Here is a 12,865-nt window from a genome sequence, read left to right on the forward strand (position 1 = left end):
GGCGAACCCCCCCGCCGCCGCCACTTCGGCCGGCGGGGAGCCCTCGGCCAGCAGGCGCCGGGCCCGCTCCACGCGCACGTCGTTCAGGTAGGCGTGCGGGGGCAGCCCCAGGTCGCGGCGGAAGGCGCGCAGCAGGGCGAACGCCGACACGCCCACCCCCGCCGCCAGCTCCTCCAGGGTCGGCGGGTCGGCCATCCGGGAGCGCAGGGCCTCCCGTGCCTCGGCGACCATGCGGCGCGGGGCCGGCGTGCCCGCCCCGTGGGCGGGGGAGGTGGCGTGCCCGGCCAGGAGGCGGTGCAGGGCCTGGCGGGTCAGGGTCGAGGCGCTCAGCCGGTCGCCCTGTTCGGCCGCCCGGTGGGCGGCGCGCAGCACCGCGGCGGTGGCCGGGTCGTGCGCCGAGGAGCCGGTGAACAGGGGAGGACCCGCCATGCCGATGTCCCGGGCCGCGTCGGCGACGACCTCCTCCTCCGGGTACAGCACCCGGTAGCGCCATCCGTCGGGCGTTCCGGAGTGGCCGGTGTGCACGGTTCCCGGCTCGACCAGCGCGATGCCGTCCGCTCCGACCCGGTGCGTGGTGCCCCGGCAGTCGTAGACCTCGATCCCGGACTCGATCACCGCGAGGGTGTAGGCCTCGTGGGTGTGCGGGGTGAAGGCGTGCCGGACGTAGTGCGCCTTGACCAGCTCGACCCCCGGCAGGCCCGGGTGGCGCCAGTAGCGCACGGTGTCGCGGGGAGGCGTGCTCATGCCGCCAGCGTAGACGCGCGGGGAAGGGGCGGGTGGCGCGATTCACGAAATATCGCCCGATGTGCCCGGGTTGTTCCTTGCTGGTGGTGACGACCCGGCCCCCGGGTTCCGCCCCCGAAAACTACTACCGAGTAATATTCGGTTTGCGGCGCCGGAGCGGCGCCCGACCGCCCCCGCGCCCACCGGTGCGGGATGACGAACCGACGAAGGAAGCCATGACGGTCGACGCACAGCCGGTAGCGGAAAAGCCCGATCCCGCCGATTACGGGTTCACCGTGGTCCCCGAGGAGCAGATCCCCGCGGAGCTCTCCGCGCTGGTGGACCGGGTGCGCTCGCTGATGGACACCGTCGCCCACACCGAGGCCGCGCCCGGGGCGCTGTCCGCGGCGGCCGACGCCGTGGCCAAGGCCGAGGAGCTGCTCCAGGGTGAGCGGCGCCCCCTCGGCGCCATGGTGCGCTCCACCTACGCCGACGGCGCCGTCGAGTACGGCACGGTCGCCAACGGCGTCTCCGGGCCGGTGAACCCCCTGGCCCCGCCGATCGGCCTGGACAAGGACGGCGAGGGGCTGCGCGCGGAGTTCACTCTCAACGGCCTGTACGAGGGCCCGCCCGGACTGGTGCACGGCGGCTGGCTGGCCGCGGTGCTGGACCAGGCCCTGGGGGGCGCCGCCAGCGCGGCCGGTATGCCGGGCCTGACCGCCAACCTGGACGTGAACTACCGCAACCCCACTCCGCTCAACGTGCCGCTGGAGGTCCGGGCGCGGGTGACCGGCACCGAGCGGCGCAAGGTGTTCGTCTCCGGCGAGATCCGCCACGGCGGCGAGGTCACCGCCGAGGGCACGGCCATCATGGTGCGCCTCGACCTGCCGGAGTGAGCGGTCCGCCCGTTCCTCCGGCGGAGTGAGTCCCGCCCGGCGGGGGTCGCCCTGCTCCGACGACGGCAGGCGGCCCCGGCCCCGTCGGCCGAGCTCGCCGTGGGGCGCCGATTCGGGGCCGGAGCGCGATGGCATTGACGCGACCCGGCGGAGGACGCCTCCGCCTTCCGCCGGGCGGCCGACGGCCGCCCGGCGAGGACGTGCGCACTGGTCCGGGCCCTCGTCCGGCGATGATGACCGTTTGGTGGCGCGACATCCGTATCCGTCCCGACCTGAGCGGATTGCGGATGAACCCCTTCAGTGGGCGTGCCCCGCGCTCGCGGATGGCGCGCCCATCGCTTTCCAAAGTCGTCCCGCAAGAGGGAACGGTCCTCGGGGCGGCATGGTCGGGGGACGACGAGTCGGCGGGATCACCCGCGTGTGGTGCGGCTTCCGTCTGCAGCATCTGCACGGGACGGTGGGGCGTCGCCGAGTGGTCGCAGGCGGCCATGGGGGCGTGAGGGCCTCTCCCCGGCCGAGGTGACCTGCTCGCGAAGGGCGGCAGTGCCGACACGGGAAACCGGTCTTCGGTTGACGACGGTGGCCTGTGGGCCGCTGGAGGAGGCGACCGGGTCAGGGGCCTCCGGGGCGGCGTCGGCGGGGGCGTCCGTGTCGCGGACCGGGTGCGGCGTTGCTGGGCATAGAGTCGCGTCTATAGCGTCCGCCCTGTTCGGAGACGTGTCCCGGGTGAGGCGGAGACGCACGCGCCGGGCACCGGGGCTGCGGACCGGCGGGGAGAGGAGGGCAGAGGTGATGGGGGTTACTCGTCAGTATGGTGTTTCTCATGTCCGACTATGAACCCTGATGTTCAGATTTGTTACGAATGTCGGATAGACACGGAAGAGTGACCCACATCTCGACCCCCGCAACCGGTCGGCCCCGTGAGAGCGGCGGCCTGGCCGAGCTCCTGTACGAACGCGCCGCCGGGCACCCCCGCGCCGCGATGCTCAGCATGAAGGACGGCGGCTCCCCGGGCTGGCGCGACGTCGCCGGCGCCGACGTCGCCGACCAGGTCACCGCCGTGGCCAAGGGGCTCATCGCCGCCGGGATCGGCGCCGGGGACCGGGTCGGCCTGCTGTCGGCCAACCGCTACGAGTGGACCGTCGCCGACTTCGCGATCTGGGCGGCCGGGGCGGTGACCGTGCCGATCTACCCCTCCTCCTCGCCCGAGCAGGTCGCCATGGTCCTCTCCGACTCCGGGGCCGTCGCCTGCTTCGCCGACGACGCCGACAACACCGCCACCGTCGAGGGGGTGCGCGCCGACGTACCGGACCTGCGCCACCTGTGGACCATGGACCCGCTGCGCGGCGAGCCCGGCGCGCTGCCTGCCCTCTCCGAGGCCGGGGCCGAGGTGCCCGACTCCGCGGTCGAGGAGCGCCGCGCCGCCGTGCGCCCCGCCGACCCGGCCACCATCGTCTACACCTCCGGCACCACCGGCACCCCCAAGGGGTGCGTGCTCACCCACGCCAACTTCTTCGCCGAGGTCGAGGCCGCCACCACGGCGCTCTCGGCGCTCTTCGACGACGGCGGCGACCCCGACGCCGCCCCCTCCACGCTGCTCTTCCTCCCGCTGGCGCACGTGTTCGGCCGCATGGTGCAGGTCGCCGCGGTCAGCGCGGGCGCGCGCCTGGGCCACGCCCCCGGCGTCCGCGAGCTCATCGCCGACCTGGGCACCTTCCGGCCCACCTTCCTGCTGGCCGTGCCCTACGTCTTCGAGAAGATCCACACCACCGCGCGCAAGCGCACCACCGGCCTCAAACGCCGGATCTTCGACGCCGCCACCGAGACCGCGGTCGCCTACAGCAAGGCCCTGGACACCCCCGGCGGCCCCGGCCCGCTGCTGCGGCTGCGCCGCCGCCTCTTCGAGCCGATCGTCTACCGCCCCCTCACCGGCGCCCTCGGCGGCCGCTGCACCCGCGTCATCTCCGGCGGCGGCGCCCTGGACGTGCGGCTCTTCCACTTCTACCGGGGCGTGGGCGTGGAGGTCATCGAGGGGTACGGCCTGACCGAGACCACCGCCGCGGTGCTGGCCAACCTGCCCGGCCGCTCCCGCGCGGGCACCATCGGCGGCCCGCTGCCCGGCGTGGAGGTGCGGATCGACGACGACGGCGAACTGCTCGTCAAGGGCGGACCGGTCTTCGAGCGCTACTGGAACCGGCCCGAGGCCACCGAGGCCGCCTTCCGCGACGGCTGGTTCGCCACCGGCGACCTGGGCGCCGTCGACGACGAGGGGTACGTGCGCGTCACCGGCCGCAAGAAGGAGATCCTGGTGACCGCCGGCGGCAAGAACGTCGCCCCGGTCCCGATCGAGGAGCGCGTCTGCGCGGCCCCGCTGGTCGACCAGTGCATGCTCATCGGAGACGGCCGCTCCTTCGTCACCGCGCTCATCACCCTCGACGCCGAGGAGTTCGAGGTCTGGAAGAGCGAGGCCGGCAAGCCCGCCGACGCCGGGCCGGGCGACCTGGCCGACGACCCCGACCTGCGCGCCGAGGTGCAGAAGGCGGTCGACGCCGGAAACGCCGCCGTGTCCCGCGCCGAGTCGGTCCGGGCGTTCACGATCCTGCCCCGCCCGTTCAGCGTGGAGGACTCCACCCTGACCCCCACGCTCAAGCTGCGCCGCGCCCGCATCATGGAGCGCGACGCGGCGGTCATCGAGCGGATGTACGCCAAGCGCTGACCCCGGGGCCGCGGGCGGCGGGGCCCTTCAGGGCTCGCCGCCCCCGGGGAAGCGGCGCGGGTGTGCGCCGCTCAGACCCTCCCCCTGCCCGACCTCCAGGTGAGCGTCACCTTGATGCCGCCCTGGGAGGCGGTCTTGGCGATGAACACGTCCGCCTCGGCGCTGACGTTCACCCCCAGCTCCACCGTCACCTCGTCCGGGTCGCCCGGCAGGTCGCGCAGCTCCCGCGCCACCAGGGCCGACAGGTCGCGGATGCGGCCGAACACCTTCTGCGCCGTCTCGTCCGCACTGCGCAGGATGTCGCGCCCGCTGACATCGCGCATCTGCGGCGAGCTGCCCGCCGCCTCGATGAGCACGTAGGCGTCCTCGCCGCCCTGCTCATCGGGGAACCGTACGATCTCGGCCATCGACTCCGCCTCCCGCTCGCCTGCCGCCCGCCCCGGGCGGGGGTCCATCCTGGGCGCGGAAACCCCCGCGCCGTAAGGGAAATGTCCGGGATCGGCCGACATGAAGACAAAAGCGCCGGGGATATACAGCCCGACTGGCGCCGAGTCGGGAACTTCGTCATGGAAAGAGTCGCGTGTGCCTCCTTACGTCCCGTATCGGGGCGTGCCCCCACCGCACGGTCGAGAGGTGTCCATGAGCGCTGAGCCGACTCCGTCGGCCGACGGGAGAGGCGGGCGCACCGCGCACCGGCCCCCTGCCCGCACCGGGCTGTACGACGGCCGGGGCTGGCGCACGTCCACGAGGAGCGACCCGGCGGGCAACTGCGTCGAGGCGGTGCCGGGGGGCGGAGGCGCGGCATGCGTCCGGGACTCGCACCACCCCGGCACCGCCCTGCGGTTCGGCCCCGGCGAGTGGGCCGCCTTCGTCGCCTCTGAGGTCCGCGGCGGGCCGGGGCGCGCCGCCCCGGCCGCCGGAGCCTTCACAAAAGGTTGAGGAACAGGTCGCAGTTGCCCCGCACGTCCCGCGCCGCCGACCGCGTCGCCGGGTGCTCGGGGCCGAAGACCTGCCGGTAGCGGGTCAGCATCTCCTCGCGTTCGGCCTCGGGCACCGAGCCCTCCACCGCGACCCGGTCCAGCAGCAGGTTCCGCTCGACGACCAGGGTCAGCGGGTGGTCGGCTCCCATGTGCCCGCTGATCAGCTCGTGCGTCCGCCCGTCCAGCTCCAGCGCGCGCCGGGGAGCCCCCAGCGCGAACAGGTCGCTGGCGAGGTTGACCGCGTTGGCCACCGTGTTGGGGTGTTCGGGTCCCAGCCGGTCCCGGTGCACCTCCAGCGCCTCCTCGTTGAGGCGCCGTGCCTCGTCGAGGCGCCCCATCAGGCGCAGCACCACCGCGTGGTTGACCGCGGCGTCGGCGTAGAGCGGGTGGCCGGGGCCGTAGGCCGAGCGCAGTCCGTCCAGCGTGTGCTGGGACAGGGCCAGGGCCTGGTCGTGCTCGCCGACCGCGCGAAGGACCACCGAGTGGCATCCGCCGGCCTGGAGGCTGTAGAGCGAGTCCGGGCCGTCGCGCTCGACATGGGTCCGGTAGACCTCGTCGGAGATCTCCAGGGCCTCCTCCAGGCGCCCGATCCTGCGCAGGACCGTCGACAGCACCAGGAGCGAGCCCAGGCGGAACTGGTTGTCGGCCGGATACACGCGCTCGATGATCGTGCGCGAGTTCTCCAGGATGTCCAGCGCGCGCCAGTAGTCGCCCGACTCCATGTGGCCCAGGGCCAGGGTGTACTCGCTCGACAGGGTCCGCAGGTTCTCCGGGCCGAGGAGCTCGGTGCGCCGCTCCAGGTTGTACCGGTCGATCTCCATCGCCTCGTCGAACCGGCCCAGCAGGCGCAGCCCCACCGCGTGGACGTGGGCGGCGAACATGGTGTCCGGGTCGTCGCGGCCCATCAGCCGCTCCTGGCGCTGCAGCACGTCGGCGCTGACCTCGATCGCCTCATCGAAGCGTCCGAGCTTGCGCAGGTCCGTGGGCAGGTCGATGGTGACGTCCAGCGTCTCGGGGTCGTCGGGCCCGTTCAGCCGGGTGAGGGTGTCCACCACGTGCAGGGTCAGCTCGTGGGAGTCCTCGAAGTGCCCGAAGGTCGAGAGCAGCAGTGCGTAGGCGGCCTGGACGCGCAGGGTCTGGGGGTGCTCAGGGCCCAGGTGGTGGGTCCAGTGCCGGATGGTGGTCTCGGCCAGCGTCCTGGCCGCACGGGGGCGGCCCCACAGGTGGAGGAACCTGATCTGGTTGCAGACCAGGTGGCGGCACCAGCCGCTCTGGCAGTCCCACTGCTCGGTCTCCCAGATGTGCGGTTGCAGCTCGGCGTAGCGCGGCCAGTCCATCACCGACTCAGGCGCGTCCGGCTCGAAGTTGGCCAGCAGCTGATGGGCGCAGTGCCGGTACTCCGAGCGCTGCTCGTCGGTCAGCGGCAGCTTCAGCGTCTCCTGCACCAGCTTGTGCAGTTGGAAGGTGCCGTTGCGGTGGTCCATCCGGGCCAGTGCGTAGCGGTCGATACTGCGCAGCACCCGGCCCAGCCGCACCGTCGGGTCCGACAGGATCTCCAGGAACTCCTGGGGTCCCTCGATGTTGCGCGCTCCGTTGAACAGCCGTCGCGGGATGGGCTGGGGCGCCAGGAACGCGCACACCTGGAGAAGCCGCAAGGCGGCCGGGTCCGTCTGGTAGAGGCGGTCCAGCGCCATGTTCATGGTGGCCCCGACCGTCCACGGGTAGTCCGGCGAGGGCGCCACGCTGGTCAGCAGCTCCTCCTGCTTCTCGTCGAACACCTCCAGCCAGTCCTGCGGGTCCATCATGGTCTCGTACAGCCACACCGCGGTCTGCTCCACCGCCAGCGGCAGGTCGCCCAGCTTGTCGGCGATCAGGTCGGCGTCGGCCTCGGTCAGCGCCTCGGGGCCGCGCCGCCGCAGCAGCTCGACGCTCTCCTCGCGCCGGAAGACGTCGACCTCCAGCAGGCTGCCGCCGGCGTTGCGCCACTGCGGCGAGCGCGAGGAGATGAGCACCTGCCCGGGCCCGCCGCTGGGAAGCAGGTTGCGCACGTCCTCCGGGTCGGCCGCGTTGTCGTAGATCAGCAGCCACTCCTGGAAGGGGTGGCCCGACCGGAGCGCCTCCAGCACCGAGCGGGAGATGCTCGCCGGGTCGCGGTCGGTGTCCACGCCCAGCCGCGGCGCCAGGTCGATCAGCGACTGCTGGATCTGGGTGGGGGTGTCCGCCGGGATCCACCACACCAGCTCATAGGAGGCCCGGTTCCGCCAGGCGAACTCCACGGCCAACTGGGTCTTGCCCACGCCGCCCATGCCGCGCAGCGCCTGGGGCAGGATGTGGGTGTCGCCGGCGGCCAGTCGCCGGCCCAGCTCCTCCAACAGTTCGCGGCGGCCCACGAACGACGGGTTGCGCTGCGGGATCCTGCCCCACACATAGGGCCGGGACCGCGCCGCCGCCGGCGGCCGCTTGGGCCCCGGGGCGGCCCTGCCCTCGCTCGTCCGCCCCGGTTGCGCGGGGACCTCCGAGCGGTGCGCCGTCGGGGCGCCCGCGCCGCCGGTGCCGGGGAAATCGGGATCTGCAGCAGCCACGTCGTCGTTCCTCTGCTCGTCTTTCGGCTCTGGTTCCGCAGGCGCCGGGCGCGCCCGCTCGTCCGCCCCCACCGGCTCGTCCGCCCCCGGCCGGCCGTGCCGCTGCACCGCCGGGTCCGCACCGCCGCCGACCGGCGCCACGTCCCAGAGGTCGGCGGCGGTGCGCAGCACCCCGGGCAGGGCCCGCATGGCCGGACGGAGCGCCCGGGCGACCGGCGCCGTGTCGTCGTGGACCGGCGGCAGCGCGGGATCGAAGGTCCGCCCGCGCAAGAGCGCCTGGAACGCGGGCATCCAGGGCACCGCCCCGGAGAAGCGCTCGGCGGCCAGGTCCAGCAGCGCGCGGATCCGGGACCGGGTCCCGCCCGAGGCCAGCAGGGCGGCGCGCACCCCGGGGTGGAACCCCAGGGACACCTGGTCGGCGCGGGTCAGGGGGATGCCGCCGGGGCGCCGCACCACCAGCCCCGACCACAGGGCGTCGGCCAGGTCCCCCGGGCCGGCCTCGGGGACGAACCGCGCCCGCACCGCGTGCGCCATGGGCAGGTTCAGCGGGACGGCGGCCAGGCACACGGCCAGCTCCAGCGCGGCGGGGGAGGCGGTCTCGCGGAACGCCGCCACCAGGGCCTCGGCGTCGGCGGGGGAGCGGACGGCGCCCTGGCGGACCGTCGGAAGCGGGGTCTCGGAGGGGACCGGGCCGGGGGCGGGCTCGGCGAACAGCACCGAGGCGGTGTAGTCGGGCACCGCCGGGTCCTGGGAGACGAAGGAGGCCCAGGAGCCCAGTTCCTCGGGGTCGAGCGGGAAGACCGGGACCGGAACGGCGCCGCCGCGGGGCGGCTCGGGGCCGGCGAGCCCGCCGGCCGGTCCGAAGCGGTACCGGGCGTTGGGGGCCGGCGCCTGCACGGAGTCCTCGGGAGGGCGCAGCACCCCCAGCCGGGGCCGGGTCCCGGTGCGCGGCCACTGGGCGCGGTCGAGCAGGTGCAGCACGCCCACGGCCGCGCCCCGCCCCCAGCGGGCCAGCCACGACTGCACCGCGCCCTGGTGCCAGCCCTCGCCGACCCCGTCGGTGAGCACCAGCACCACCTGGCCCCCGCCCGGGGCGACCAGCCGGCGGGGGGAGGGGGCGGGGCCGTGGTCGGAGCGCAGCACCAGGTCGTCGTGCCAGGCCTTGTCGGAGTCCAGGCGCAGCACCCGGGTGGCGCCGTGGGGGCGCAGCGGCGCCAGCAGCTCCAGGAAGCGCTTGATCCGCGGTTCGTGCACCAGCATGGACAGCCCCGCGTCGACCAGCACCGTCAGGGTGTCCGGCGGGGCCGGCGCCCCGGCGAAGCGGGGCAGCAGCGGCACCCCGCGGGCACCGGCCCGCGGCGGCCTGGCCAGCAGCCGCTCGGCGTACCCCTCGGCGGTGGCGCGCTCGTCGACGGGGCCCCGGCCGGGCTCGACGCGCGTCCGGTGCAGCCGCCGCAGGGCGCGCACCAGCCCCTGCGGGTCGGGCAGGTCGGCGGTGGGGGCGGGGGCCGGTCCGGGGGCGGGGAACTCGGCCTGCCCGAAGCGGTCGGGCGGGTCGGGGGCGAACGCGGACGCGGGGGCGTCCGGGGGCGGCGGCTCCTGGGGCCAGGGGCGCTCGGCGGGCGGGGCGCCCCCGCCGCCGGGGCCGTCGGCCGCGGCGGCCGGGCGCGCCCCGCGCCACGGCTCCTCGGGGCGGTCCGGCGGCGGCCCGCCGGCGGCGTCCGGGGCCGAACCGGTGCGGGCGGCGAGCCACACCGCGTCGGCCACCTCCCACCACAAAGGGCCGTCCCCGTGCTCCTGCGGGAACGGCTCACCGGGGGACGGCCCCTGTGCCGCCCCCTCGGTCCGCGGATCGGGCCTCTCGCCTCGCGCGGTCACTCGCGGTCCGTTTCGGTCAGTCGCTGCCAGATGACGTCGAGTACATGCTGCCAGGCATTGGGGTCCCAGGATGTGGCACGCGCCCGGACTTCGGAACTGACGAGATGGACCGAGTTCAGTAGCTGGTCGATGGACAGTCCCCCCTTGCCGGCCGAGCGCTCCAGGAAGGCCCGGATCAGGTCGCGGTCCTCCTCGGCGTCGCGCCCGGTGAAGTGCGCGGCCACGATCTCGGCGAGCTGCTCGCGGGTGGGCGGGGGGATCTCCACCGGCAGGCAGCGGCGGCGGAAGGCGGCGGGGAAGGGGCGCTCGGAGTTGCTGGTGATGGCGATGAAGGGGAACTCGTGGCAGACCACCTCGCCGCCGCGCACGGTGGCGGTGCGGCCCGGGTCGTCGACGGGCACGGTGATCTCCGGCTGGGAGGAGCGCAGCCGGGCCAGCTCGGGGATCCGGAAGGCGCCGTTCTCCAGCACGTCCAGCAGGTCGTTGGCCAGGTCGGCGTCGCCCTTGTCGAACTCGTCGATGACCAGCACCCGCGGCAGCGCCGAGGGGAGCAGGGCGGTGCCCAGCGGGCCCAGGCGCAGGTAGTCGCCGATGGGGCGGTGCGCCTCCCGGCCCTGGTCGGCGGCGGGGCCCAGGGCGGCGGCGTCGGCGCTGATGTCGTGGATGCGGGCCAGCGGGTCGTACTCGTACAGCCCCTGGGCCAGGGTGGTGCGGCTGGTGACCGACCAGCGCAGCACCCGGCCCAGCCCCAGCTCCCGGGCGACGCTGTAGGCCAGGCTGGACTTGCCCACCCCGGGGCGCCCGGTGACCAGCAGCGGGCGGCGCAGCAGCAGCGCGGCGTTGACCGCGTTGATCACGGTGGTCTCGCCGTCGGTCAGGCGGCGCGGCGCGGAGGACGTGCGCCGCGGCCCCAGCACCCGCTCCATTTCGGCCTCGTCCTCCGGCGGGGCCGACCCGTCCGGAACCCCGGGGAACCGGCGCCACGGCGGCGGCGGGGGCAGGCGCTCGCGCAGCGGCGCCGCGTACGGGCCGGGGGTGCCGACGCCCCGGTAGATCCACCAGGAGGGGAGCGCGGGGCCGCTGCCCGGCCCTGGTGTGCCGGGGCCCGGAGCGGACGTCATCGACGGGACCTCCCTATTCGCTGTCCGGGATCTCCTCGGGGGCGGCGATGACTCCGGGCCGCTCCTCGGCTGCGGGGCCGGTGAGGTCGCTGAGAAGGGCGATGTCGAAGGGGTCACCGGTTCTGGTGTGCGTCTCGTCGGAAATGTCGGTATCGGTGGAATCGATGCGCCATTCGCGCAGGCGGCGCGAGAGTCCGGAGATCTCCTCTCGCGTGAGCCAATCGAACTCTCGGGAAATCAAGGTATCGAATGCCGCGTGTTCCGCCAACGGAGGAACGGCGGAAGGGCTTTCCCGATCTGCGGCGGGATCGGCCGCCGCCCGGGGGCGCCGCCCGGGCGCCTGCCACAGCACCGCCGGAACCCCCGACTCCAGGGCCGCCGCCAGCGCGCCGCGCAGCTCCCGCGCGTCGCCGCCCACCAGCACGCACACGGCGATCGCCGGATCGGCCAGGCGGTCGTGGGCCGGGGCCGTCCCGCCGTGCCGCGCGTCGATGCGCCGCACCCGGCCGTGGCCGCTCCCGGACAGCAGCGCCGCGCGCCGCTCCATCCGCAGCCGGGCCCCGCTCCACTGGCGCGCCTGCAGCCGTTCGAAGCTGTGCAGGACGATTTCGTGGGCCGTGCCCAGACGCTCCCCATAAGGGCTGAGCGGGGTGCGCGTCCGCCAATGCGGGATCGCTCCGGAAATGAGCAGGTCGAAAGGGAGGGTGAAATGCAGCGACAGCGCCGGGGCCTGGGGGCGGCTGTGCTGCTCCAGCAGGCGCTCGGCCTCGGAGATCGCCTCCAGGGCCGCCGGGCGCAGCCGGTCGGCCCCCACCCGGCGCGCCGGGCGCGCGGTCACCGTTCCCGCGGCCCGCAGCCGGGCGCGCAGCTCGTAGCGGCAGGGGGCGCCGCCGCCCGGCCCGGGGACCGGTTCGGCGGTCAGCTCCAGCCGGGCGCCGGAGGGCGGATCCGGGGCCGCCGTGCGCGCCCGGAGCCGCGCCAGCGCCGCGCGCGGCACCTCGGACTCGGGGCGGGAGTCGGCATAGGCCCGCAGGACCGCGGCGTCCGCCGCGCCCAGCTTGGCCGCCTCCTCGGTGAACACCACCTCGCGCGGCAGCCCGTCGCCGCCCGGCGCCAGCTCGGCCAGCCGGTCGAAGGCCTCCAGCGCGGTGCCGAAGCGCACGTGCTCCAGCGGGCGCGCGGCGGTCGCCGTGGCATAGGCGGCGGTGACCTCGGCGAACGGCAGGGAGGCCAGTGCGCGCTCCAGCCGCTCGCGCGGGCTGTCGGCCACCAGCGGGGCCAGTGCGGAGACGGCCTCGACCGGGACGACGGCCGCCAGCCGCGCGCCCTCGCCGCCAGGGCCCAGCAGCGCCTGGCCGACGATGCCCATGACCGCGCCCTCCTCCACGTCCAGCACGCCGCAGCCGCTGAAGCCGGGCATGATGCCCATCGGGGCGTCGGGGTCCAGGTCGAGCTGGGCGGTGCCGAACCGCACCCCCGGGCCCACCACCCGGCCGAAGGCGCTCAGCCCGAGGGGGGCCTGGGCGGCGTACAGCGCCGGGTGCCCGCGCACCTGCACCGCGCGGGGGCGGCGGGTGCGCCGGATCCGCTCCATGAAGCCGCGCAGCACCGCCGGCTCGGGCGCGGGGGCGCCGGGCGCGGGGTCGAGCAGCAGCACCGCGGTGTCCCCGGCCGGGTTCCAGGCCCGCGGGTCGACCCGGGCCGTGCGGGGCACGAACCCGCCCGCCCCGGGCACCTCCACGGGCACGGCGGCGTCCGGCGGCGGCGAGGGAGTCCGCCCGGGGCGGCGCTCCAGCGCGGCGTCGACGACGTGGGCGCAGGTGAGGATCCGGCCGCCGGGCACGACGACGCCGCCGCCGGCGACCGCACCGCCGAGGGTGGGGATCCGCACCTGCCACGTGGGGAGGGAGAGCGGGGCGGGGGCAAGGGGGTGAGAAGGAGAAGCCACCGTGGCGCGGTCACTTTCTGC

General features: G+C 75.3%; 8 protein-coding genes. 3 read left to right on the forward strand and 5 right to left on the reverse strand.

Translation table 11 applies throughout. From position 1 onward, the window contains the following. Window positions 1-744, reverse strand: a 744-nt coding sequence (locus tag C892_RS0114855; protein WP_026124369.1) for an AraC family transcriptional regulator, incomplete at its 3' end; no start/stop codon positions are given. 215 nt (window positions 745-959) lie between these two features. Between C892_RS0114855 and C892_RS0114860 the strand changes: the two genes are divergently transcribed. Together C892_RS0114860 and C892_RS0114865 are read left to right on the forward strand one after the other, a co-directional pair. Beyond that, window positions 960-1,619: a PaaI family thioesterase gene (locus tag C892_RS0114860; protein WP_017557858.1), complete on the forward strand. Its 660-nt coding sequence runs from the start codon at window positions 960-962 to the stop codon at window positions 1,617-1,619. Between the two features lie 883 nt (window positions 1,620-2,502). Further along, a complete protein-coding gene (locus tag C892_RS0114865) occupies window positions 2,503-4,335 on the forward strand; it encodes an AMP-dependent synthetase/ligase (RefSeq protein ID WP_017557859.1) in 1,833 nt (610 codons plus the stop codon). Window positions 4,336-4,406: 71 nt separating this feature from the next. On the opposite strand, the gene C892_RS0114870 is transcribed toward C892_RS0114865, so the two are convergent. Continuing rightward, window positions 4,407-4,742, reverse strand: a complete 336-nt coding sequence (locus C892_RS0114870; RefSeq protein ID WP_239647402.1) for a CU044_2847 family protein — start codon at window positions 4,740-4,742, stop codon at window positions 4,407-4,409. Window positions 4,743-4,974: 232 nt separating this feature from the next. Between C892_RS0114870 and C892_RS30630 the strand changes: the two genes are divergently transcribed. Next, complete coding sequence (locus C892_RS30630) at window positions 4,975-5,274, forward strand: DUF397 domain-containing protein (protein ID WP_083934383.1); 300 nt, start codon at window positions 4,975-4,977, stop codon at window positions 5,272-5,274. Here the strand turns inward: C892_RS30630 and fxsT are convergent. Genes fxsT through C892_RS0114885 form a run of 3 tightly spaced genes read right to left on the reverse strand, consistent with a single transcriptional unit; the run spans window position 5,261 to window position 12,787 of the window. After that, window positions 5,261-9,775, reverse strand: coding sequence for an FxSxx-COOH system tetratricopeptide repeat protein (fxsT, locus tag C892_RS0114875; protein WP_026124370.1), 4,515 nt, complete (start codon window positions 9,773-9,775; stop codon window positions 5,261-5,263). The two genes, C892_RS30630 and fxsT, sit on opposite strands and share 14 nt — an antisense overlap. Beyond that, window positions 9,772-10,896 (reverse strand): AAA family ATPase, encoded by a 1,125-nt coding sequence (locus C892_RS0114880; protein ID WP_017557862.1) that lies wholly within the window; start codon window positions 10,894-10,896, stop codon window positions 9,772-9,774. Before C892_RS0114880 ends, fxsT begins: the two co-directional genes overlap by 4 nt. A 13-nt stretch (window positions 10,897-10,909) precedes the next feature. Continuing rightward, window positions 10,910-12,787 carry a VMAP-C domain-containing protein gene (locus tag C892_RS0114885; RefSeq protein WP_026124371.1) on the reverse strand — a complete coding sequence of 626 codons (1,878 nt, stop codon included), beginning with the start codon at window positions 12,785-12,787 and terminating at the stop codon, window positions 10,910-10,912. Window positions 12,788-12,865 lie beyond the last annotated feature (78 nt).

The sequence above is a fragment of the Nocardiopsis baichengensis YIM 90130 genome (assembly GCF_000341205.1).
Taxonomy (GTDB): domain Bacteria; phylum Actinomycetota; class Actinomycetes; order Streptosporangiales; family Streptosporangiaceae; genus Nocardiopsis_A; species Nocardiopsis_A halophila.